A 21,130-nucleotide genomic window follows, 5' to 3' on the forward strand; every position below is an offset into this window, starting at 1 on the left:
TAGCCGATGGCCAATGCAACGAACAGGCCACTGGTTGAACTCACCCAGGCATGCGGCTCGCCCCCGTCCACCAGCCCTGGCCTCCATGCGCCCACTACTACTGATTCTGCTTGCCGGGCTGAGCCTGGCCGCCTGCCAAGAAACCCCGGCCGACCCCGAAGCCGCGCGGCCCGAGCTGCACCCCGGCTTCGGCGAGAAGTTTACGCTGCACTACCAGCAGCGGGCCTTGCTGCCCGCCGGCCCGGCGCCCGAGCTGACGGTACAGCTGGCCGACGTGCCTTACAGCTACTGCCCGCCCCTGGAATGCTCCGGCAACCCCAGTTTGCGCTGTTTCTTCGGCAGCAGCGTGGGGCCGGTTTTCAGCGTGACCGACGCGCAGGGCCAGGTGCAGGAAGTGAGATTCCCGCTTACCTACGCCCCCGCCGAGCACGACACCGTGAGCGTGCGAGCCAACAACCAACGCTACCAGCTGCGCTACGTCCGCTGGGAAATGCTCTGCTGCAACCCCCAGCGGAAAGACATCAGCGTAACGTTGCAGTTGGATAAGGCCGTGCAGTAGCTACCGGCTTACACCTCCAGCCGCAGGCCGTCGTAGGCCAGCTGCACGTGGGGCGGCAAGGTCATTTCCACTTCGCGGTGCTTGCCCAGCAGGTGGCTGATGTGGGTGAGGTAGGCCTGCCGCGGCTGTACGTCCTCGATAACTTCCAGGGCTTCGGCCAGGGAGAAGTGCGAGATGTGCGGCTCGTGGCGCAGGGCGTTGAGCACCAGTACCTCGGAGCCGCGTAGCCGTTCGCGCGACTCGGCCGAGAGGTGGTTGGCGTCGGTGACGTAGCTGAAGCCACCCACCCGGAAGCCGAGCACCGGCAGCTTGTAGTGCAGGGCGCGAATGGGCTGAAACTCGATGCCCTCGACCTCAAAAGCCGTGGTGTCGCTCAGAATGGCGTGGGTTTGCACCTGGGGCACGCCGGGGTAGCGCTTTTCGGCGAAAATGTAGGCGTACTCGCGCCGCAGCTGCTCCAGCACCCGCGGCTCGGCGTACACGGGCATGTCCTGCTGCTGCTTGAAGTTGTAGGCGCGGATGTCGTCCATGCCCGCGGTGTGGTCCTTGTGCTCGTGGGTAAACACGAGCGCGTCGAGGTGGCCAATGCGGGCGCGCAGCACCTGCTGGCGGAAATCGGGACCCGAGTCGATGATGATGCTGCGCCCCTGCACTTGCAGGTGCACCGACACGCGCAGGCGCTGGTCGCGGAAATCGAGCGAGCGGCACACCTCGCAGTGGCAGCCGATGACCGGCACGCCCTGCGAAGTGCCCGTGCCAAGAAAGGTAACCTGCACTGCGTGCTGAATTATGAATTAACAATTATGAATTATTAATTATCCGGCGGGCGCTGAAATCCCATCGACCAATTAATAATTCATAATTATTAATTATCAATTAATTACCCGATGTGCTGCTTCACGGTGCGCACCAGCGCGTCGAAGTCCAGGGGCTTGGGCAGGTAGTCGGTTACGCCGGCCTGCCGGAAGTCGTCCATGGAGTAGTTGTTGGCGTTGCCGGTAATGGCAATGATGGGCACCTGGCGGATTTTCTCGTCCGCGTGCTGGCGAATCTCGCGCGCCACGGTCATGCCGTCCTTCACCGGAATATTAATGTCGAGCAGAATGCAGTCGATGGGCTGGGCTTCGAGCTGCTTGACCACCTCCCCGCCGTTTTTGGCCGACACGATGCGGTACTTCTGGAGCTCCAGAATCTTCTTGGTCAGGTTCAGAATCACAGAGCTATCCTCCGCAATCAGAATGGTTTTGGAATCGGACATGGTTGACAGCCAGTTTTTAGGAGTTGGGAGGTGCGGAGAAAGCGGTGGCCGCGGTGCCGGCTAGGGGGCACTGGTGCGGGCCGGGTACTGAGACTTGAACTGTGCGAAATAACGCAATAGCGCCTGAAATTCCCGCACGGTATCTTCCGTACGGCCTTGCTTGAGTTCATGTTCCAGGTGCTTGGCCTGCTCGGCCAGGCGCGTCAGCCCCAGGGTGAAGCCGGTGCCCTTGAGCTGGTGCAGGTGGGGCAGGATGTCGGTGAACTGGCCGGCCTGCACCAGCTGCCCGGCCTCGTCGAGCAGGGGGCCGGCTTCGTGCTCGAAGTCGGCGTAGAGGCCGGCGGCAAAGTCGGCCCCGCCCAGCTCGCGCAGCTGTTCCAGGGTGGCTTCCTCAATCACGGGCCGGGCATCGTCGTCGGCGGATTCAAGCACCGGCGCCGCCGCGGGCAGCGGCAGCGCAGGAGCCGGCGGCTCGGCCACCGCGGGCGGGGCGGGGCGCCAGCGGCGCAGCACGGCAAACAAGTCCTGGCTTTTCACCGGCTTCGACACGTAGTCGTCCATGCCCTGCTGCAGGAACCGCTCGGCGTCTTCCTTCATGGAGTAGGCCGTCATGGCCACTACCGGCGGGCACTGGTCGCCGAGACGGCGGCGAATTTCGCGCATGGCCGTGATGCCGTCCATTTCGGGCATCTGAATGTCCATGAAAATCAAATCGTAGCCCTGGCCGTTGGTGGCCTTGCCGATGGCCTCGAACCCGTCGCTGGCCAGGTCTGTGTCGCAGCCCAGCTTGTCGAGCAGGCGCAGGGCCACTTTCTGGTTGATGGAGTTGTCGTCGACCAGCAGCACCCGCGGGGCGTCCTCAAAGCGCAGCACCTCCGGCGGCCGCTCGCGCGAGGACTGGCGCTGGTGCAGGATTTCCTCCTCGTTGTGGGCTACGCGGCAGCGAATGGTAAACCAGAACGTGGAGCCCTCACCCGAGTTGGAGTAAAGCCCGATGGTGCCGCCCATCAGCTCGGTGAGCTGCTTGCTGATGGCCAAACCCAGGCCCGTGCCGCCAAACGACTTGGTGGGCGTGGTGTCGAGCTGGGTGAAGTTGTTGAACAGCAGCTTCTCGTTTTCGCGCGAGATGCCGATGCCCGAGTCCTGCACCGCGAAGCGCAGCTGCCAGGCCTCGCCGCCCAGTGGCGTGCCCGACACGACGATGCTCACCGTACCCTCGGCGGTGAACTTGATGGCGTTGGACGTGAGGTTGCTGAGCACCTGCAGCAGGCGCATCTCGTCCATCACGATGAAACGCGGCACGTCGGGGGCCACGTGGTAGGTAAAGCGCAGGTCTTTCTGGTTGGCGCGGTTGGCAAAGAGCGAGTGAATCTTCTCCAGCGTGTAGTGCAGGTCCATGCCTTCCACGCTGAGCTCCATCTTGCCGGCCTGAATCTTCGAGAGGTCCAGGATGTCGTTGAGGATGGCCAGCAGCGCGTCCGACGAGCGGCGCAGTGTATCCACGTAGTCTTCCTGCTCCTCCGAGGCCACGGTCTGGTGCAGCAAGTCAATCATGCCGATGATGCCGTTCATGGGCGTGCGCAGCTCGTGGCTCATGTTGGCCAGGAACTGCGTTTTGGCGTGCAAGGCGGCCTCGGCCTCGTCCTTGGCGCGGCGCAAATCGTCCTGCATCTTCTTGAGCTCGGTGATGTCGCGCCCGATGCCTTCGGTGCCGGCGGGGCCGTCCTTCACCATGCGCGCATTCACCAGCACGCTCACGGCGTGACCCGATTTGTGGCGCATGGCCACCTCGTAGTTGCGCGCTTCGCCGTGCTCGCGCACCGCGTTGAGCAGACCTTCCCGCTCAGTGGGGTTCATGTAGTAGTCGGCAATGGGGGTGCCCACCACTTCCTCGGGCGTGAAGCCCAGCATGTCGAGCACCGAGGGACTCACGAGTGTGAGCACGCCCTTGCCGTCGGTGCGGTAGTACACGTCCTGAAACGACTCGAAAATGGCGCGGAACTTCTCTTCCTGGGCCGCCAGCTCCAGCTGCCCGCGCTTTTTGTCGGTGATGTCGTGGGCAATGCCGGAAATTTCCTCGAAGGTGCCGTCGTCGAGGTAGATGGGGTTGAGGTAAATCTCGCGCCAGGTGTCCTGGCCGCGCACGTCGCGCAGGCGCACCTCGAAGCGCTGGGGCACGCCTTCGAAGGCCTTGCTGTAGTTCTCCACGAAAGCCTGGCGGGCGTCTTCCTCCATCATGGCCAGGTCGGCCTGCCACAGGTTCACGTTCAGGGCCGGGTGCACGCCGTTGCGGCGCAGGAAGTAGGCGGCGTAGTTGCGGTTGAACGAGGTCAGGCGCGACTTCAGATCCACCGACCACATCAGGTGGGTGCCGCTCTCGAAGATGGCGTTCAGCCGCGCGTTCTGCTTGTTGATCTGCACCTCGTTGCGCTTGCGCTCAATGGCCAGCGCCACCTGGTTGGAAATGAAGTGCAGGATTTCCAGGTCGCTGGGCGCGTACACGTCGGGCCGCGAGTAGTCCTGCACCGTGATGACGCCGATGATCCGGTCGCCCACGCTCAGCGGCGAGCACAGCATGACCTCGGGCATGAGCCCGTAAGCTGTGATGGTGCCGTCGGCAATGAGGGCCTGCAAATCGGCCTTGAGCAGGTACTGCGGCTTGCCCGTGCGGATGATGTACTCCGACACGCCCGAGGAAAAGGGCCGCGCCGTGCTGGCCTTCTCAAACTGGGTGTTCTGATCGATAAAGTACACGAACTGTAGCTGCGTTCGGTGCTCGTCGGTCAGGGCAATGTAGAAGTTGTTGGTTTCAATGATCTTGCTCAGCTCGCGGTGAATGGCCCCGTACAGGGAGTGCAAATCCTTGGAGCTGATGGCCAGGTTGGCAATGCTGTAGTACACCTTCTGCAGGCGCTCGGCCTTGATGCGGTCGGTGATGTCGTGCAGGATGGCGCGGGTGCTCACCGGCTCGCCGTCGTCCCAGGAGCAGTTGATGGAGCCAATCAGGTGCACCGGCTTGCCGGTTTTGGTCAGAAACACCGTTTCGAGCTTGTTGACCTTTTCGCCCTTGTACAGGTTGCGCAGCTGGTACATCAGCTTGGCCTTGTAGTAGGGGTGCACCACGTCCGACAGCGTCAGGTTGGGCAAATCTTCGTCGGTGTAGCCCAGCTTCTCCTTCCAGGCCTTGTTCACGAACAAAAAGCGGTTGTCGATGCTCAGGTTCTGAATCAGGTCGTGGGCGTTGTCGAAGAAGTCCTGCAGGCGGGTGCGGTTGTCCGACAGCACCCGCTGCACCACCTGGCCCTCGGGCAGGTCGCGGCCCACGAACAGCACGCCGGTGGCGTCGCCGTCGGCGTCGCGCTCAAACTCGGAGTACCAGTACAGGGTGTGGTGGCGGCCCGAGCGCGTAACCAGGGCCCGCTCGAAAAAGTCCTGGAGCTGGTGCTCGGTCCAGGCTTTCTGGTAGGCGTAGCGGCGGGGCTCGCGCTCGGCGGGCGGGGCAAACACCTCGAAGTAGTCGCGGCCCAGGATTTCCTCGGGACTGTAGCCGGTGAGCTGGGCAAAGTAGTCGTTGAAGTCGACCACCCGGGCTTCGGGGTCGAGCAGCAGGTAGCACATGTTGGCGCGGCTGAGCACGTCGCGCAGCTGCCGGGAGGAGTGCTCCTGGGTTTGCACGTGCAGCTGGGCCGTCTCGGGCAGGGCCGGGTGGGCGCTGATGTCGCGCAGGGTGAGCTGCACGCGCCGGGCGCCGCCCACTTCCAGGCGGTGCAGGGTGGCCCAGCCGTTCACCGGCGAGAGGTCGGTGCGCTGCCCGTACCACCAGCAGGCGTGCTGCTCGCCGGTGCGGGCCGTGTGGGCCACGGCTTCCTGCAGATCGGCCTCGCTGAGCCAGGTAGGCTGCTTGAGGCCCGGCGCCTCGGGGCGCACGAAGGCCATGAGCCCGGCCGCCAGCAGAAAGGGCCGGGTGGTGCCCAGCAGCCGGGTGGCGGTTTGGTTGCAGTCGACCAGCTGCCCGCGCTCGTCGTAGAGCAGCAGCGCGTCGTAGGCGTTGTCGAATAAAGCGCGGTAGGTAGCGGCCTCGGGGGACGCGGATTCCAGGGCGGTCAAAGGAGCCATGCGCAGCAGCAGTAGCTGTCCGGGGGGTGCGGGAGCCGGCCAGGGCCTGCGCGCACGGGGCGCGGCAGGTTTTACTGATAAATTTGTCAAAAATAACCCGAAAACCACGCCTGGTCGGCTAGTAGCGCCCGGGCGCCTGATCCTGCTACGTGCGCCGCCTGCTTTTCGCCGTCACCACCGACCTGAACTACGACCAGCGCATGCAGCGCATCTGCGCCACGCTGGCCGGCCACGGCTACCGGGTGCGGCTGGTAGGGCGGCAGTGGCCCGCCTCCTTGCCGCTTTCCGCCCAGCCCTACGAGCAGCACCGGCTGCGCTGCCGCTTCAGCAAGGGCAAGCTGTTCTACCTCGAATTCAACCTGCGCCTGTTGCTGTATCTGCTGCGCCACGGCGGCTGGGACGCCTACTGCGCCATCGACCTCGACACGGCGCTGCCGGTGTGGCTGGCGGCCCGGCTGGCCCGCCGCCCGCTGGTGTACGACGCCCACGAGCTGTTTACCGAAGTGCCCGAGGTGGTGGCGCGCCCCGCCGTGCAGCGCCTGTGGCGGGCTGTGGAGCGCTTCGTGGTGCCGCGGGCCCGGCTGGCCTACACCGTGGGGCCGGCGCTGGCGCGGCTGTTTGAGCAGCGCTACGGCCGGCCCTTCGGCACGGTGCGCAACATCAGCCGCCTGCAGCCCTCCGACGGGGCGGGCGCGCCGCTGCCCGCCGACGCGGGCTACATTCTCTACCAGGGCGCCCTCAACGCCGGCCGGGGCCTGGAGGCTTTGCTCGAAGCCATGCCCCGGGTGGCGGGCCGGTTGGTGCTCTGCGGCGAAGGCGACCTGTCGGAGCCGCTGCGGCGGCGGGCGGCCGAGCTGGGTTTGCTGCAAAGCGGGCAGGTGGAGTTTCGCGGCTTCGTGCTGCCCGCCGAACTGCGCGCCGTTACCCGCGGGGCCGCCGTGGGCATCAGCGTGCTCGACAACCTGGGCCTGAGCTACTACTACTCCCTGGCCAACAAGTTCTTCGACTACCTGCACGCCGGCGTGCCCCAGCTGATTTCGCCCTTCCCCGAGTACCTGGCCCTCAACGACGAGCACCAGGTGGCCGAAGTAGTGCCCGAACTGACGCCCGCGGCGCTGGCGGCGGCCCTCAACCGCCTGCTGCGCGACGAGCCCGCCCGCTACCGGCAGCTGGCCGGCAACTGCCGCCGCGCCCGGCAGGAGCTGAACTGGCAGCGCGAGGAAGTTGTGCTGCTAAACCTGTACGCCGCGCTGTGGCCGGCGCCCCAACCCGTTCTGCAACCATGAGCCCCGCCAACCTGCCCGTGCTGCTGACCGTAGCCGGCCCCACCGCCGTAGGCAAAACCGCCCTGTGCGTGCGCCTGGCCCGGCACTTCGGCACCGACGTGGTGTCGGCCGACGCCCGGCAGTTTTTTCGTGAATTGCACATCGGCACGGCCAAACCCACGGCCGAGGAAATGCAGGGCGTGCGCCACCACTTCATCGACTCGCACTCCATCACCGAAGACTACAGCGCGGGCCGCTACGAGGCCGACTGCCTGGCCTTGCTCGACGACTTGTTTGGCCGTCATCGTGTGGTCATTCTTACCGGCGGCTCGGGCCTGTACCTGCAGGCCGTCACCGACGGGCTGGACGAGCTGCCGCCCGCCGACCCCGCGGTGCGCGCCGCCCTGCAGCAGCAGCTGGCCGCAACAGGGCTGCCCGGGCTGCTGGCCGAACTGGCCCGCCTCGACCCCGTCAGCTACGCGCGCATCGACCGGCAGAACCCGGTGCGGGTGCTGCGGGCTCTGGAAGTCACGCGCAGCAGCGGCCGGCCCTTCAGCTCGTTTCACGGCGCAGCGCGGCCCGAGCGGCCGTTTCAGGTGGTGAAGGTGGCCCTGGAGCGCGAGCGGGACGAACTCTACCAGCGCATCGACCAGCGCATGGACCAGATGCTGCAGCAGGGCCTGCTCGACGAAGTGCGCGGGCTGCTGCCCTTTCGCCACGCCCAGGCCCTGCAAACCGTGGGCTACCAGGAGCTGATCGGCTACTTCGACGGGCTCTACGACTACGAGGAAGCCGTGCGCCTGCTCAAGCGCAACACCCGCCGCTACGCCAAGCGCCAGCTGACCTGGCTGCGCCGCGACCCGGCCTACCAACCCCTGCACCCGGACCAGGCCTTTGACGCCATTGGGGAATGGTTAAATGAATGACTGGGTGAATGAGGGAATGTGCCGCTTGCGCATTCTCTCATTCACCCAGCCACCCATTCACGCATCGATCAAGTCGAGAGGATTTCGACCATGCGCATGAAGCTTTGGTTGAGGGGCTTCTTGCGCGAGATGCACTCCTCGAAGGGCGTGTACACCAGCTTGCGGTTGACAATGCCGGCCATAACCGAGCGCATGCCGTTGATGAGGCCCTCCACGGCGGCAATGCCGATTTGCGAGGCCAGCAGGCGGTCGGCGGCCGAGGGGGCGCCCCCGCGCTGAATGTGGCCGATAACCGTCACGCGGGCGTCCATCTCGGGAATGGCGGCTTTCACCTGTTGGGCAATCGAGGTGGCGTTGCCTTCCTCGTCGCCCTCGGCCACGATGATCAGGAACGAAGACTTCTGCCGCTTGCGGGCCACCTGCAGCGTGTCGATGACCGTGTCGATGGACTGCTGCTGCTCGGGCACCAGCACGATTTCGGCGCCGCCGCCGATGGCGCAGGGAATGGCAATGTAGCCCGAGTCGCGGCCCATCACCTCCACGAAGAAGGCGCGGTCGTGCGAGTCGGCCGTGTCGCGGATCTTGTCGATGGCCTCCAGGGCGGTGTTCACGGCCGTATCGTAGCCGATGGTGTAGTCGGTGCCGAACAGGTCGTTGTCGATGGTGCCGGGCGCGCCCACGGTGGGAATGCCGAATTCGCGCTCAAACAGCTCGGCGCCGGTGAATGTGCCATTGCCGCCAATGGCTACCAGTCCCTCGATGCCGTGGTGAATCAGCTGGTTATAGGCTTCCTGGCGGCCTTCCTTGGTAGTGAATTTCTGGCTGCGGGCCGACTTGAGGATGGTACCGCCGCGCTGCACGATGTTGGCTACCGAGGTGGTGTCGAGGCGCACGATTTCGCCCTTGATCATCCCGGAGTAGCCGCGCATGATGCCGTATACTTCGATGCCGTGGTAGAGGGCGGTGCGCACCACTGCCCGGATGCAGGCGTTCATGCCCGGCGAGTCGCCGCCGCTGGTAAATACTCCGATGCGTTTCATTGGTAATGCAAGGTCAGAAGGGAAGGAGCCGGGCCGGGGTCGAAAACGAAAACCGGTGGACAAGCCCGCGAGTTAGTACCATTTCGCGGAAATATGCAGGTCAAGCTGGCAGTTTTTTTCCAGACCGCGTATGGTATGTTGAGGGCGAAAAGATATCTTAACGGCGTTCCGGCCGGTTGCAGCCACTTTTTTCCGCCTGGCCAGCCGCCGTTTTTCGCCCCGGCCATTTCCCCACTCACCGTTTTCCTTTTCCCGCTATGTTTGGTTTCTTCGAAAGCGAGCAAAATAAAAAAGTTCGTAGCCACATCCAGAACCTAGCCTCGCTGGCCCGAGTCGATGGGCACATCGACGAGCGGGAAATGAACTTTCTGGTGACGGTGGGCAAAAAGAACGGCCTTAGTGCCAACGACGTGCGCGGCGTAGTGGCCAATGCCAGCCAGGGCACCCTCACCATTCCCGACAACGACTCGGAGCGCTTCGACCAGATCTTCGACCTGGTGGACATGATGCTGGCCGACGGCGTGGTCGACGACAACGAGATGGACTTCTGCATCGACATGGCCGGCAAGCTGGGCTTCCGCAAGGCCATCGTGGGCGTGCTGGTGCGCAAAATCTCCATCGGCGTGCGCGACGGCCTGCCCCGCGAGCAAATCAAGGAAGAGTCGCAGGCCTTTCTGAACTTCCCCGCTTCGGCCCAGCCCAGCCACGGCCAGGGACTGTAGCTCGGGGTCAACTCGTACTGCCCAGCCCGCCCCGGTCAGCCGACCGGGGCGGGCTTTTTGTGCGCTCAGTGGCCAGTCACGTGTGCCACGGCCCGCAGCAGGGCGGCGCAGGCGTAGTCGATTTCCTCGTCGGAGATGGTGAGCGGCGGAGCCAGGCGCAGGGAGTTGTCGCAGAACAGAAACCAGTCGGTGAGGATGCCCTCGTGGGCCAGGGCGTGGTCGATGATGGGCTTGAGCACGGCGTAGGAGTCAAACTCCACGGCCATCAGCAGCCCCAGCCCGCGTACGTTGCGAATGGCCGGGTGCCGGAGCTGCCGCCGGAACCGGGCGGCTTTTTCGGCTACGCCCGCCAGCAGGTTTTCCTGCTGAATCACGCGCAGGGTAGCCAGCGCAGCCGCGCACGACACGGGGTGCCCGCCAAAAGTGGTCAGGTGCCCCAGCACGGGCGCCGACTTAAAGCCGTGCATTACCTCCTGACGGGCAATGAAGGCCCCGATGGGCATGCCGCCGCCCATGCCCTTGGCGCACAGCAGCACGTCGGGCACGATGCCGAACTGCTCGAAGGCCCAGAACGTGCCGGTGCGCCCGAAGCCGCACTGAATTTCGTCGAGAATGAGCAGCGTGCCGGTTTGGTCGCAGCGGCGGCGCAGCAGCTGCAGGTAGTCGTTTTCGGGTACGCGGATGCCGGCTTCGCCCTGCACGGTTTCCACGATGACGGCAGCCGTGCGCGCGGTTATCAGCGCCAGGTCGGGCGCGTGGTTGAAGCGGATGTGGCGCACGTCGGGCAGCAGGGGCCGGAAGCTGCGCTTAAAGCTCTCGGAGCCCGTAACCGATAAGGCGCCCTGCGTGGAGCCGTGGTAGGCGTTCAGGCAGCTGATGAGCTCGGTGCGCCCGGTGTGGCGCTTCGCCAGCTTGAGCGCGCCCTCCACTGCCTCGGCCCCCGAGTTGACCAGATACACGCAGTCGAGCTGCGCGGGCAGGGTGGCGTGCAGGGCCTGGGCCAGCTCGGCCTGGGGCGTTTGCACCAACTCGCCGTACACCATCAGGTGCAGGTACTTATCGAGCTGCTGCTGAATGGCGGCCAGCACCCGCGGGTGGCGGTGGCCCACGTTGCTCACGCCAATGCCCGAAATCAGATCGAGGTAGCGGCGGCCCGTGGGGCCGTACATCCACACGCCCTCGGCGCGTTCCACTTCGAGCAGCAAGGGCGTATCGGAGGTCTGGGCCTGGTGGCGCAGGAAAAGCTGGCGGGGGGTAAGCATGCCGCAAAGGTACCGCGCCGCTGCTTGCACTGCCCACCCCGGCGACTCGGCACCGGCCCCCGGAACCGCCCGGCCATGAAAAAAGCCCGCCGAAATCAGCGGGCTTTTGTAAATGAAGTGTGGCGTTACTGCTCGCTTGGGCGCGCGCCGGGGCGTCGGCCGTCGAGGCGCTTGAGCAGCTCCTTGGTGAAGTCGCGCTCGGCCTGGTAGAGCAGGGCTACCTGGCGCAGCGAAATTACCTTCTGGAACTTGTCGAGGTACTCTTTTTCCAGGTTCAGCTCGCTCTGGCGGGTGGCAAACTGGTCGTTGATGGCCTCGCGGATTTCCTTGTCGCTCATGGTCGCGAAGTCGGGGCGGCGCGGCCCGCCGGGGCGGCCCTGCTTGCGCAGGCTGCGGCGCTTGTCGGTGTACTCGTTGTATACGGGCCAGAAGCGCTGGGCCTGCTCACTGGTCAGGCTCAGCTTTTCGGTGAGATAGGCCACGCGGGCCGCTTCGATGCGCTCGAGGCGGGGCTGGCTGCCGCCCTGCTGGGCCCGGGCGGGACTGAATGCCAGCAGCAGCAGGAGTGCGGCGAGCTGGGGCCGAAGGAATGAGGCGCGAAAGTTCATGGAGGGGAAGGGCATGAGGGCAAGTTATAGGTACACGTCCACCGCCGGCTGCTCATCGAGGGCCGCCTGAATTTCAGCGGCCGAGCCGGGCAGGAAGCTCTGGGTCAGGTCCTGGTCGGCCACGGCGGTTTCGGCCAGGTCGCTCAGCGCCAGCGTGGGGCCGGTGTCGGCCAGCAGGTACTGCACCACTTCGGCCGGCGGCACCCGGGCCAGCGCCTGGCTGGCGGGCAGGGGCCGGGCCGCCGCCAGCGGCGCGTCGGTAGCCACGGGGCGCGGAAGCAGCCAGAACGCCCCCAGGAAGCCCAGCAGCAGCAGCACCGAGGCCAGGGCCGTGCGCAGCGGGGCCGACAGCGCCCGCAGCCAGCCGAAAGCGGCGGCCGGGTCGGCATCGGGCGCCTGCACGCGCTGCATCACGCGCAGCGGCAGGCGCTCGAAGTACTGGTCCGGGGGCGGGGCGAGCAGCCGGGCGCGGCGCGGGTGCTCGTCCAGACGAAAAGGCGTTTTCATAGGCGTTGGAGGCGGCCGGAGCCGCGAAGTTTAATCGGGGGCTTCGTTTACGTACTGCTCGATCTTCTTGGCAGCGTGGTGGTAGGAAGCCTTGAGGGCGCCCACGCTGGTGCCAGTTATCTCGGCCATCTGCTCGTAGGGCATCTCGTCGTAGTAGCGCAGGTTGAACACCAAGCGCTGCTTGTCGGGCAGGCGCAGAATGGCTTTCTGCAGCTTCAACTCCACCGCGTCGCCGGCCAGCCCCTCGTCGGCTTCCAGCTTCTGGGCCAGCTCGGCACCCACGTCATGGAGGGGCAGAAAAAACTTGCGCCGCTTACTCTGCAGGAAGTTCAGGCACTCGTTGGTGGCAATGCGGTAGATCCAGGTATAGAGCGAGGCATCCCGGCGGAAGTTTTCCAGGTGCTTCCACACCTTGATGAACACCTCCTGCACCAGGTCGTCAGCGTCGTCGTGGTCGACCACCATCTTGCGCACGTGCCAGTATACCTTCTGCTGGTACTTGCGCACCAGCTGGTTGAAGGCCAGGTTCCGGGAACCGGGGTCGGCGAACTTGCTGAGAATCTCCTGGTCGTCCAAGCAGCAGGCGGGGTTGGTGGGAGCGGGTGGCGTAGGGCTTAGACGCGGCCGCGGGGCGAGGGTTTAATCGGCGGGGCAAAAAGCCCGCCGCCCAGTGCCTGGCGCGGCAATAGCAACAGTACAACCAACGGTAGCTATATTGTCATATAGCGGATTCGTGAACGGTGTATCGGGCATGTAAAGACGCAACCTTGCGTCTCCTCGTCCGTGCCGTTCGAACGTCAGTCGTTCAACGACGAGACGCAAGTATGCGTCTCTACACCGTTCGTAAAGCCGCTATAGCTGATTTGCCAGCTAAGCATTTAGCATAAGCAAAAAACATTGTTCATTAAATATTTCCGCAGCTATGCGTACGTTGAGGCTGAAATATCTGGGAGACATTCCGGTAGATGAAAATAATTTCAAGGCGGATTTTAATGTCCTTGAAAAATACCAGGCCTTCTCCTCTGAAATTCTAAGGCTGTCATTGTTAGGTTTAGCTGTCTATGGATTTTTGCTTACGAATATCGTTTTCAAAGTCACGCAGGGGACTACGTTTGTTTTCCTGAAGTCATTCCTTGATAGCAAGCTGGTTTTCATTATTGGCGCAATTGCATTAATAGCTGCGGCATTTTGCGCATTAGGGCATCGTTATTATTCCACTGATTGTATGACGCACTTTATCAGAAGACTACGGCTAATGAAAAAGCTGGCAGAACTACAGGGGTTGACAAATAGCGAAAATGGCGCGAGGGCGGTAATTGAAGATCTGGAAGAAAAAGTCGACTGCGAAGATCAAAGCTTTGAGCGGGATTTGCGTAAGTGTAAATGGTTGTTGATTTTTTCGGGATTGAGTTTTATTATGGGTGTATTCTTCGTGATGCTGGGATTCGGAATAACCCTGCATAACGCTGCAACACTAATACGTTAATAGCCGCAGAAATAGGACCTTGTGGCAGAATGTTGGCAGAATGGTTAATGAACAATGAAGCTTGCTGATGATGGTAAGGAGTAGCAACGAAATAACCCTGCGGCAAACCGACATTGCCGACTTGGCGCTGTTGTTTGAGTTTCAGCTCGATGCCCAAGCTCGCTATCTGGCCGCGTTTACCGCGCCGGACCCAACGGATAAAGCGGCCTACCTGCACAAATACACCATGCTGCTGAGTGACCCGACGGTAAACAATCAAACCATCCTGGTGGGCGACGTGGTTGCGGGCAGCGTGGCCAAATTTGAAATAGACGGCAAGGCCGAAATTAGCTACTGGCTTGACCGGGCATTCTGGCACCGGGGCATTGCAACCAGGGCCTTAAGCCTTTTTCTGAAGCTGGAAACGACCCTCCGTTATTCGTACGGGTAGCCTTTGATAACGCTGGCTCTCAGCGGGTTTTGGAAAAGTGCGGGTTCGTCAGCGTCGGGGTAGACAAAGGCTTTGCCAACGCGCGGCAGGCAGAAATTGAAGAGTACATTTACAGATTGGCGTAGCGCTTATAATATCGGATACAGGAATATATATAAGGAAGAAGGCTCTTTTGCTCGCATTATTTCTCTTGGTTTTCGCCTTTGTAAGTGCCGGGCAATAGTTCAGGCTATACCGGGTTGAGCCCGGTCTGTGTCGGCCTAGCAGCTAAAGGAACTACGCAATGGTGGGCCGCGACCCGCTGGAAAGCCCACCAATGGCCGGCCTGGCAGCTATGCGTTGAGGTCCGATGCCTTGAGGCTGCTTTCAGATAATGGGCCCGGCGAGATGCTCCGGGTTGAGGTGAAGTCAGGGGGTGACGCCCGATTGCTGCCTGCCTAGCACCTATCCAGCGCTGGATTCGAGTAAATATTGCTTGGCGGGCCGGCTCACATTATCATGCTATTGCCCACTGGAGCGGTAAAAGGTGATATTTACGATCTAAATCCACTCCTCCTTCCACCGTGAGCAACCTGATTCAATTCGTCGCCAACCACGACGACCTTTCCACCGACAAAGGCTTTCAGTTCAAGTTCTACTGCGACAAGTGCCGTAATGGCCACATGTCACGGTTTCAGCCCAACGCCGTGGGCATTGCCGGGGAGCTGATGCGCGCGGCCGGCAGCCTATTCGGGGGCTACTTCTCCAGTGCCGGCAATGCGGCCTACCACGTGCAGCGCGCCATTGGTGGCAAGGCCCACGACGAGGCCATGGAGAAAGCCGTACTGGAGGGCAAGCAGCACTTCAAGCAGTGCACCCGCTGCGGCCACTGGGTGTGCCCCGACGTGTGCTGGAACCACAAGGCCGGCCTCTGCGAAGACTGCGCCCCCGACGAGCACGAGGAGCTGGCCGCGCAACAGTCGCTGGCCGCCCGCGAGCAGATTTACGAGAAGACCCGCGCCCAGGACTACACCAAGGAGCTGGACTTCGTGAACCGCGCCGGCATCGTGCAGTGCCCGAGCTGCAGCGCCAAGATGAGCCCCGGCCAGAAGTTCTGCCCCGAGTGCGGCACGCCCAACGTTGCGGCCCAGGCCAAGGAAAAGTTCTGCAGCGACTGCGGTGCGACCATGAAAGCCGACCAGCGCTTCTGCGCCGAGTGCGGCAGCAAGCAGTAAGCGTCGCGCCCGGAATGAAACAGCCCGGCCCGGTTGCTCGTCAGCAGCCGGGCCGGGCTGTTTTAGGGTTTCCGGATGGATTTGCGCGGCAACGTGCAGCTGCTCGAAACCGAGCCGGCCTATGCAGCCTACTTGGTGTTGGTGTAGGAGAGGCCCACCGTCAGGTTGTAGTTGTCGGGGCTTTTGCCGGCCAGCACCCGGCTTTCGTGGGTGTAGTTGCTGGTGGCATTCACGGCCAGGCGCTTGGTCACACGCAGCGTGATGGTGGCCAGCTGGCTGACGCGGAAGTCGGAAACCGTGGGCAGGGAAGGCTGGTAGTAGGTGAAGGTCGACACGGTAAACTGCCGGAGCGTGTAAAGCAGTTTCAGGCGCAGGGAGTTGCGCGTGACCATCCGCCGGCTGCCGTCGACGTAGTAGGTGGCTTCGCGGATGAGCAGGTTGCTCAGGGCTACTTCGCGGGTGCCCAGCGAATCGCGGTAGAACGACCAGCCCGGCCCGGCACCCACCTGCACGCGGTCCTGAATGCCGCGCAGGTTGCTGCGCTCGTAGCCGCCCAGGCCGTAGGCGCGGAAGTGGCCCTTCCAGTAATAAGGCGTGGCGTTGACGAGGGCTTCCCGCTCCCGCAGCTGCCGGTCCTGCTTGCCGAAGGTGAAGGTGCCCGTGAGCGGCAGCCCAAAGTGCAGGCCGCGGCTGAAGCTGAGCGCGTGCGTGGTGGTCAGCAGCGTGCGGTACACGCCCCCGGCTGAGAGGGCGCCCGTCAGCTGCCCGGTGTAGTGGATGATGGTGGTATCGGGGCGCTGGGCCTGGGCGGGCAAACCAAGCAGCAGCGTACCGAGGGCCGCCAAGCCGGTCAAGGCGGGGTGAATAAGGCGCATGGCGCAAAAGTCGGGCATTTGTGCGGTTATGCCCCGGCCAGAAATGGTAACTTGACTTGCCGGGCGGCGGGTTTTGTCAGGGCCCGGCCGGGTGGGGTTCCGAAATTCCCGAAGTCAAACGGTTGACGCTATGCTACTGGAAAACCTCGCGCCCGCCCCTGACCTGGCTCCCTTCGTGAAGCAGTACCGCATTGCGGATTTTACCTTTCAAGCGGGGCAAGCCATTCCCTTCAAAGCGTACCCACCCCGGGCGGAGGAGTGCCTGCAGTTCTACCCCAAAGACGCCGAGCAGGTGGAGTATCCCCGCGGGGGACACCAATGCCCCCAGACCAACGTGTCGCTGATCGGGCAGCATACCATGGTGACCAACCGGCACATCGGGCAAAATTTTCTCACGCTGCAGGTAGTGTTTCAGCCCGGCGCGCTGTTCCTGCTCACGGGCATTCCGGCCGCTGAACTGGCTAACCATTACCTCGATGCCAAAGCTGTGCTGGGGGGCGAGGTAGCGCGGGTCAACGAACAGTTGTTCTACGCCGCTTCGTATCAGGATATGGTAATGGTAATGGAGGCCTATCTGCGGCAACTGCTGCGCCGGGCCCGCGGCGAGTCCCACCCCATTACCCGCGTAGCCCGCCTGATGCAGCAGTATCCCAACCGGTATTCCCTGGAGTGGCTGGCCCGGGAATCCTGCCTGTGCTACCGGCAGTTCGACCGAAAATTCAAGCAGCACATGGGCATCGGGCCCAAGCAGTACAGCCGCATCATCCGCTTCGACCAGGCCTTTCGGCTGAAAAACCAGGCACCCCAGCAAGACTGGCTCAGCATCGCGCTGCTCTGCGGCTACCACGATTACCAGCACCTCGTCAAGGACTACCGGCTGTTTACGGGCTGCACCCCGGCCGCCTTTTACCAGATCGAAGCCCAGGCGCCCGAACGCGCTTTCGGCGACCGGGAAGTGTAGGGGCCCGAAAGTCTGTTTTTTACCACCAAAAGGCCCCGGCCGGCCAGCAGATTTGCTAAACAATCCTTGCTGGCCATGAAAAGAAGAACCTTTCTGCAGACCACGGCAGCGGCCGTGCCCCTGATAACCCTGGCCCCGCTCGGTGCGGCGGGCGCCTCAGCTGAGCAGCCCTTCGTGGTGAAGGCGGGCCGCAGTCGCCGCAACGAAGTACTGACGTTCCGGCAAGTAAACAGCCAGGACGTGAAAGTTTCCACCGCCGACACGGGAGGCGTGCTGAGCGTATTGGAGTACACGGGCCGCGAAAAAACGGGCCCGCCCCTGCACGTTCACTACGAGCAGGACGAAGTGTTCTACGTCGTCGAAGGCCAGTACCGCTTCGTAGTCGGCGGCGAACAATTCGTGGCCGCGGCCGGCGACACGGTGTTCTTGCCGCGCAACGTCCCGCACACTTGGATTCAGCTCACCGAAACGGGCAGGCAACTGTACCTGCTGCAGCCCGCCGGCCAGTTCGAAGCCTTTCTGCGCACAATGCAGAACCTGAAACAAGTGCCCACGGCGGAAGAATTGCAGCGAATCCACCTCGCCCACGGCATGCGGGTACTGGGGCCGCCGTTGCAGTTGTAAGCCGGCTGAATCAACCGTTAGCAGTTGGTGCGCCAGTGCCGAGTGAGGCCCAATGCCCGGCAAGCAACAAAAAAAACCCGTCGGCCTCAGGCCGACGGGCTGTGGCAAGCAGCCGACGAAATTACTTGCGGCGGGCCAGCACTTTCTCAACAGCCGCCACGATGGCGGTTTCCGAGAGGCCGTACTTTTCCATCAGCTGCTCGGGCGTGCCCGATTCGCCGAAGGAGTCGTTTACGGCCACCATTTCCAGGGGCAGCGGCTCGTGGCGGGCCAGCAGCTGGGCCACCGAGTCGCCCAGGCCGCCGTTCATCTGGTGCTCCTCGGCCGTTACCACGCAGCGTGTCTTGCGCACCGACTGCAGGATGGCCTCGTCGTCGAGGGGCTTGATGGTGTGGATGTTGATGATTTCGGCGTCGATGCCCTTCTGGGCCAGCAGCTTGCCGGCCAGAATGGCCTTCCACACCAGGTGGCCGGTGGCGAAGATGCTCACGTCGGCGCCCTCGTTGAGCACCACCGCCTTGCCAATTTCAAACGACTGGTCGGCGGGGGTGAAGTTGGGCACTACCGGGCGGCCAAAGCGCAGATACACCGGGCCTTCGTAGGCGGCAATGGCAATGGTGGCGGCCTTGGTCTGGTTGTAGTCGCAGGGGTTGATGACGCACATGTGGGGCAGCATCTTCATCATGCCCACGTCTTCCAGAATCTGGTGGGTGGCGCCGTCTTCGCCCAGCGTCACGCCCGCGTGCGAGGCGCAGATCTTCACGTTTTTGCCCGAGTAGGCAATGCTCTGGCGGATCTGGTCGTAGACGCGGCCGGTCGAGAAGTTGGCGAAGGTGCCAGTGAAGGGAATCTTGCCGCCGATGGTCATGCCCGCGGCCAAACCCATCATGTTGGCTTCGGCAATGCCCACCTGGAAAAACCGCTCGGGGAAGTCCTTCTTAAAGGCATCCATCTTGAGCGAGCCGGTGAGGTCGGCGCAGAGGGCCACCACGTCGGGATTGGATTTGCCCAGCTCGTGCAGGCCGGCGCCGAAGCCCGAGCGGGTGTCTTTCGATTCGGTGTAGGGAAAGTCTTTCATGGATGGAAAGGAGAGAGGTTGCAAAGGGAAAAGCCGCTACGACACCCGAGCGGCGTCTTCACGCCAGCGCAGGCTGGCGGGCAGGGCTTGGGAAGAAAATTCAAGGTGAATCACGCGCCGCGGACGGGCATCGGTGCTGCGGTGCGAGGCGTGCAGGGTCAGCGGCTTCATCAGCATTACCCCGCCGGCCGGCACCGGGCAAACCGTAGCCTGCGGCGTGAACTCGGCAATGGCTGAGGCGTGAATAGCGCCGTACTGGTGCGAGCCGGACACTACGCGCAGCGCACCATTGCCTTCGTCGCACTTGTCCAGGTGAATGCGCAACGTGCAGATGCCCTCGAGATACTCGCGGGGCGGCTGCACGTTTACGCCTTCGGGCCGCACGTTCCAGGGCCCGAAGCCTGGCAGGTCGGCGCGACGGTCCACGGCCACCATCAAGTCCTGGTGCCAGGCTACCACCCAGTTCGAACCGGCGGGTTTGTCGAAGTAAATGGCCTTCACCAAGTGGTGCGGCGTGGGTAGCAGCGTATTGAGCAGCTCCGTAAACCGCTCGTTCCAGATGAGCGGGGGCAGCTGCGGCAACTCCGCCAGGAGGTTGCGGATGGCAAACAGATTGGCCGAGCGGCGGCAGTTGCTACCGGTCCCGGCCTGTTCGATAACGCCCAGGATAGCCTCGATTTCCGCTGGGCCATACACGTCCTCCACCACGGCAAACCCGTCGCGTTGGTAATCCAGCAAGCAGTCTTGCGCTACGGCTATCATTTCCCGAAAATGCTGACCGAGGTGGTTTGCCCCGAGCGGATGGTGAACGGGCGCACGTCGGTGAACTTGCTGCCGGTGGCCGTGGCGGTGCGGAACACCAGGCGGTAGGTGCCCGGTTGCATGGGCAGGTTGATTTTGCTGCTGCCGCCCTCGGGCAGGTTGTAGAGCCAGGTTTGGGAGTCGTCCTGGTTGAGGCGGTAGATGCTGCCGTAGCCTTTCAGGTCGGTGATGATGTTGAGCGTGCCCGGCGCGTCGTAGGTCACCACCGTTTCCTGGCCCTGCTTGATGGTGATGCGCCGGGTGATGCGCGGCAGTGTGAGCAGCTCCACCTCGTAGTTGCCGGCCAGCAGCTTCTGCTTGCTGCCAAAGGCGCGGGATACCACCGTGGCTCCGCTGCCCTGGGCGCGCACCACGGCCTGTACCGTGCCGTAGGGGTTGGGCGTGAGCTGCGGACTTTGCAGGCTGAGCGTGCCCTGCGGGGTTTTGTAGGTGAGCACGTTGGCCTTGCCGGCCTTGATGGCCAGGTTTTGCTGGCGCACCGGCGGCACGGTATTGATAATCAAATCGTAGCTCTGCAGCGCGTCCACGTCGAGCACGTCGGGCTGGCCCTTGGCGTCGCGGTAGTGCACGTAGTTGTACTCGGGCTGCTCGGTCACGTTGTTGATGAAGGTCAGATTTACGTTCGACTCCACCGGCCGGCCGTTCTCATCGGTCAGGTTCACCGCCACCGTCGTCTTGGCCAGGGTCTGGGCAATGACGTCGTTGAGGATGGTGCGAAAGGTTTTCACGTCGGCCGCGTTGTAGTACTGGCCCAGGCACTCGAGCTGCTTGCCGAAGTCCTTCTCGGCCCCGATGCCGATGACGAAGGGCTTCAGAAACACCCGCTTGCGCTGCAGGGCCAGCGAGGCCGCGCACGGGTCGCCCTTGCACGACTCCACCCCGTCGGTAATCAGAATGAGCACGTTACGCGCCGTCTTGTCGGCCGGAAAGTCGGCGGCCGACTGCAGCAGCGAGTAGGTGATGGGTGTGTTGCCCTGGGGCGTGAGGTCCTGCAGCTTCTGCTTGATGGCGGCGGCGTTTTTGCGGGCAAATGACACTTCCAGGCGCGAGTCCTCGCAGTTGTTGTCCTTGTTGTCGTACTGGTGGCCGTAGGCGCGCAAACCCAGCTCCAGGTTGGGGTAGGCGTTGAGCGAGTCGGCCATCTTGGCCAGCAGGCGCTTGGCCACGTTCCAGCGCGGCTCGCCCTCCCAGGGCGCGTTCATCGAGCCCGAGGCGTCGAGCACGAACAGAATGCGCGTGGTGCGGGGCTGACTGGAAGGCGCGCCCTGCTGGGCACGCAGCGGCCCGGCCAGCAGCAGGCTGGCCACGAGCAACAGGCAAAGGCGGAGGAGAGGCTGGGGCATAAGGCGGGAGGCAGCGCAGACGCTGAATGGCGGA

General features: G+C 63.4%; 21 protein-coding genes. 9 read left to right on the forward strand and 12 right to left on the reverse strand.

Features of this window, described 5'->3' with window-relative positions; translation table 11 throughout:
• Positions 1 to 85: 85 nt before the first annotated feature.
• Complete coding sequence (locus tag ACE191_RS01870; RefSeq protein ID WP_400190479.1) at positions 86 to 559, forward strand: hypothetical protein; 474 nt, start codon at positions 86 to 88, stop codon at positions 557 to 559.
• An 8-nt stretch (positions 560 to 567) separates the two neighbouring features.
• Here the strand turns inward: ACE191_RS01870 and ACE191_RS01875 are convergent, their stop codons facing one another.
• The 3 genes from ACE191_RS01875 to ACE191_RS01885 all read right to left on the reverse strand — a co-directional run bounded on the left by ACE191_RS01875 (position 568) and on the right by ACE191_RS01885 (position 5,933).
• The gene (locus ACE191_RS01875) at positions 568 to 1,335 is read right to left on the reverse strand and encodes an MBL fold metallo-hydrolase (RefSeq protein WP_400190480.1); all 768 of its coding nucleotides are present in this window, start codon (positions 1,333 to 1,335) and stop codon (positions 568 to 570) included.
• A 104-nt stretch (positions 1,336 to 1,439) separates the two neighbouring features.
• Complete coding sequence (locus ACE191_RS01880; RefSeq protein WP_400190481.1) at positions 1,440 to 1,817, reverse strand: response regulator; 378 nt, start codon at positions 1,815 to 1,817, stop codon at positions 1,440 to 1,442.
• Between the two features lie 60 nt (positions 1,818 to 1,877).
• The gene (locus ACE191_RS01885; RefSeq protein WP_400190482.1) at positions 1,878 to 5,933 is read right to left on the reverse strand and encodes a PAS domain S-box protein; all 4,056 of its coding nucleotides are present in this window, start codon (positions 5,931 to 5,933) and stop codon (positions 1,878 to 1,880) included.
• Between the two features lie 149 nt (positions 5,934 to 6,082).
• On the opposite strand from ACE191_RS01885, the gene ACE191_RS01890 reads away from it, so the two are divergent.
• Both ACE191_RS01890 and miaA read left to right on the forward strand, forming a co-directional pair.
• Positions 6,083 to 7,219: a glycosyltransferase gene (locus tag ACE191_RS01890; protein WP_400190483.1), complete on the forward strand. Its 1,137-nt coding sequence runs from the start codon at positions 6,083 to 6,085 to the stop codon at positions 7,217 to 7,219.
• Entirely contained in the window at positions 7,216 to 8,124 is a 909-nt protein-coding gene (miaA, locus tag ACE191_RS01895; RefSeq protein WP_400190484.1) for a tRNA (adenosine(37)-N6)-dimethylallyltransferase MiaA, read from the forward strand. The genes ACE191_RS01890 and miaA overlap by 4 nt, the downstream gene beginning before the upstream one ends.
• 68 nt (positions 8,125 to 8,192) lie before the next feature.
• On the opposite strand, the gene pfkA is transcribed toward miaA, so the two are convergent.
• Entirely contained in the window at positions 8,193 to 9,164 is a 972-nt protein-coding gene (gene pfkA / locus ACE191_RS01900; protein WP_400190485.1) for a 6-phosphofructokinase, read from the reverse strand.
• Between the two features lie 257 nt (positions 9,165 to 9,421).
• Here pfkA and ACE191_RS01905 point away from each other — a divergent pair, with 257 nt between their 5' ends.
• On the forward strand, positions 9,422 to 9,886 hold the full coding sequence (locus ACE191_RS01905) for a TerB family tellurite resistance protein (protein WP_400190486.1): 465 nt from the start codon (positions 9,422 to 9,424) through the stop codon (positions 9,884 to 9,886).
• 65 nt (positions 9,887 to 9,951) lie between these two features.
• Here the strand turns inward: ACE191_RS01905 and ACE191_RS01910 are convergent, their stop codons facing one another.
• The 4 genes from ACE191_RS01910 to ACE191_RS01925 form a co-directional block, all read right to left on the reverse strand.
• The gene (locus tag ACE191_RS01910) at positions 9,952 to 11,148 is read right to left on the reverse strand and encodes an aspartate aminotransferase family protein (protein ID WP_400190487.1); all 1,197 of its coding nucleotides are present in this window, start codon (positions 11,146 to 11,148) and stop codon (positions 9,952 to 9,954) included.
• A gap of 125 nt (positions 11,149 to 11,273) precedes the next feature.
• On the reverse strand, positions 11,274 to 11,771 hold the full coding sequence (locus tag ACE191_RS01915; protein WP_400190488.1) for a hypothetical protein: 498 nt from the start codon (positions 11,769 to 11,771) through the stop codon (positions 11,274 to 11,276).
• A 9-nt stretch (positions 11,772 to 11,780) separates the two neighbouring features.
• On the reverse strand, positions 11,781 to 12,263 hold the full coding sequence (locus ACE191_RS01920) for a hypothetical protein (RefSeq protein ID WP_400190489.1): 483 nt from the start codon (positions 12,261 to 12,263) through the stop codon (positions 11,781 to 11,783).
• Positions 12,264 to 12,293: 30 nt separating this feature from the next.
• Positions 12,294 to 12,839: an RNA polymerase sigma factor gene (locus tag ACE191_RS01925; RefSeq protein WP_400190490.1), complete on the reverse strand. Its 546-nt coding sequence runs from the start codon at positions 12,837 to 12,839 to the stop codon at positions 12,294 to 12,296.
• 346 nt (positions 12,840 to 13,185) lie between these two features.
• On the opposite strand from ACE191_RS01925, the gene ACE191_RS01930 reads away from it, so the two are divergent.
• The 3 genes from ACE191_RS01930 to ACE191_RS01940 all read left to right on the forward strand — a co-directional run bounded on the left by ACE191_RS01930 (position 13,186) and on the right by ACE191_RS01940 (position 15,393).
• Positions 13,186 to 13,749 (forward strand): hypothetical protein, encoded by a 564-nt coding sequence (locus tag ACE191_RS01930; RefSeq protein ID WP_400190491.1) that lies wholly within the window; start codon positions 13,186 to 13,188, stop codon positions 13,747 to 13,749.
• Between the two features lie 121 nt (positions 13,750 to 13,870).
• Complete coding sequence (locus tag ACE191_RS01935) at positions 13,871 to 14,179, forward strand: GNAT family N-acetyltransferase (protein ID WP_400190492.1); 309 nt, start codon at positions 13,871 to 13,873, stop codon at positions 14,177 to 14,179.
• 563 nt (positions 14,180 to 14,742) lie between these two features.
• Positions 14,743 to 15,393, forward strand: coding sequence for a zinc ribbon domain-containing protein (locus tag ACE191_RS01940; RefSeq protein ID WP_400190493.1), 651 nt, complete (start codon positions 14,743 to 14,745; stop codon positions 15,391 to 15,393).
• 128 nt (positions 15,394 to 15,521) lie between these two features.
• Here the strand turns inward: ACE191_RS01940 and ACE191_RS01945 are convergent, their stop codons facing one another.
• Positions 15,522 to 16,286: a DUF481 domain-containing protein gene (locus tag ACE191_RS01945; protein WP_400190494.1), complete on the reverse strand. Its 765-nt coding sequence runs from the start codon at positions 16,284 to 16,286 to the stop codon at positions 15,522 to 15,524.
• 112 nt (positions 16,287 to 16,398) lie between these two features.
• Between ACE191_RS01945 and ACE191_RS01950 the strand changes: the two genes are divergently transcribed.
• Positions 16,399 to 17,229: a helix-turn-helix domain-containing protein gene (locus ACE191_RS01950; RefSeq protein WP_400190495.1), complete on the forward strand. Its 831-nt coding sequence runs from the start codon at positions 16,399 to 16,401 to the stop codon at positions 17,227 to 17,229.
• 75 nt (positions 17,230 to 17,304) lie between these two features.
• Positions 17,305 to 17,853: a cupin domain-containing protein gene (locus tag ACE191_RS01955; RefSeq protein ID WP_400190496.1), complete on the forward strand. Its 549-nt coding sequence runs from the start codon at positions 17,305 to 17,307 to the stop codon at positions 17,851 to 17,853.
• Positions 17,854 to 17,974: 121 nt separating this feature from the next.
• On the opposite strand, the gene ACE191_RS01960 is transcribed toward ACE191_RS01955, so the two are convergent.
• From ACE191_RS01960 to ACE191_RS01970, 3 genes are read right to left on the reverse strand one after another with little or no spacing between them, the layout of a single operon-like run.
• Positions 17,975 to 18,931 carry a transketolase family protein gene (locus ACE191_RS01960; protein ID WP_400190497.1) on the reverse strand — a complete coding sequence of 319 codons (957 nt, stop codon included), beginning with the start codon at positions 18,929 to 18,931 and terminating at the stop codon, positions 17,975 to 17,977.
• 36 nt (positions 18,932 to 18,967) lie between these two features.
• Positions 18,968 to 19,669 carry a phytanoyl-CoA dioxygenase family protein gene (locus ACE191_RS01965; RefSeq protein ID WP_400190498.1) on the reverse strand — a complete coding sequence of 234 codons (702 nt, stop codon included), beginning with the start codon at positions 19,667 to 19,669 and terminating at the stop codon, positions 18,968 to 18,970.
• 20 nt (positions 19,670 to 19,689) lie between these two features.
• Positions 19,690 to 21,096 carry a VWA domain-containing protein gene (locus tag ACE191_RS01970; protein WP_400190499.1) on the reverse strand — a complete coding sequence of 469 codons (1,407 nt, stop codon included), beginning with the start codon at positions 21,094 to 21,096 and terminating at the stop codon, positions 19,690 to 19,692.
• Between the last annotated feature and the right edge of the window lie 34 nt (positions 21,097 to 21,130).

This window comes from Hymenobacter sp. B81 (assembly GCF_044628455.1).
Classification (GTDB): domain Bacteria; phylum Bacteroidota; class Bacteroidia; order Cytophagales; family Hymenobacteraceae; genus Solirubrum.

Coding starts and splice junctions, on each gene's coding strand:
- ACE191_RS01885 (WP_400190482.1), bottom strand. CDS start 5,933: ATGGCTCCTTTGACCGCCCTGGAATCCGCGTCCCCCGAGGCCGCTACC.
- ACE191_RS01870 (WP_400190479.1), top strand. CDS start 86: ATGCGCCCACTACTACTGATTCTGCTTGCCGGGCTGAGCCTGGCCGCC.
- ACE191_RS01960 (WP_400190497.1), bottom strand. CDS start 18,931: ATGAAAGACTTTCCCTACACCGAATCGAAAGACACCCGCTCGGGCTTC.
- ACE191_RS01905 (WP_400190486.1), top strand. CDS start 9,422: ATGTTTGGTTTCTTCGAAAGCGAGCAAAATAAAAAAGTTCGTAGCCAC.
- ACE191_RS01910 (WP_400190487.1), bottom strand. CDS start 11,148: ATGCTTACCCCCCGCCAGCTTTTCCTGCGCCACCAGGCCCAGACCTCC.
- ACE191_RS01955 (WP_400190496.1), top strand. CDS start 17,305: ATGAAAAGAAGAACCTTTCTGCAGACCACGGCAGCGGCCGTGCCCCTG.
- ACE191_RS01915 (WP_400190488.1), bottom strand. CDS start 11,771: ATGCCCTTCCCCTCCATGAACTTTCGCGCCTCATTCCTTCGGCCCCAG.
- miaA (WP_400190484.1), top strand. CDS start 7,216: ATGAGCCCCGCCAACCTGCCCGTGCTGCTGACCGTAGCCGGCCCCACC.
- ACE191_RS01970 (WP_400190499.1), bottom strand. CDS start 21,096: ATGCCCCAGCCTCTCCTCCGCCTTTGCCTGTTGCTCGTGGCCAGCCTG.
- ACE191_RS01930 (WP_400190491.1), top strand. CDS start 13,186: ATGCGTACGTTGAGGCTGAAATATCTGGGAGACATTCCGGTAGATGAA.
- ACE191_RS01950 (WP_400190495.1), top strand. CDS start 16,399: ATGCTACTGGAAAACCTCGCGCCCGCCCCTGACCTGGCTCCCTTCGTG.
- pfkA (WP_400190485.1), bottom strand. CDS start 9,164: ATGAAACGCATCGGAGTATTTACCAGCGGCGGCGACTCGCCGGGCATG.
- ACE191_RS01945 (WP_400190494.1), bottom strand. CDS start 16,286: ATGCCCGACTTTTGCGCCATGCGCCTTATTCACCCCGCCTTGACCGGC.
- ACE191_RS01880 (WP_400190481.1), bottom strand. CDS start 1,817: ATGTCCGATTCCAAAACCATTCTGATTGCGGAGGATAGCTCTGTGATT.
- ACE191_RS01920 (WP_400190489.1), bottom strand. CDS start 12,263: ATGAAAACGCCTTTTCGTCTGGACGAGCACCCGCGCCGCGCCCGGCTG.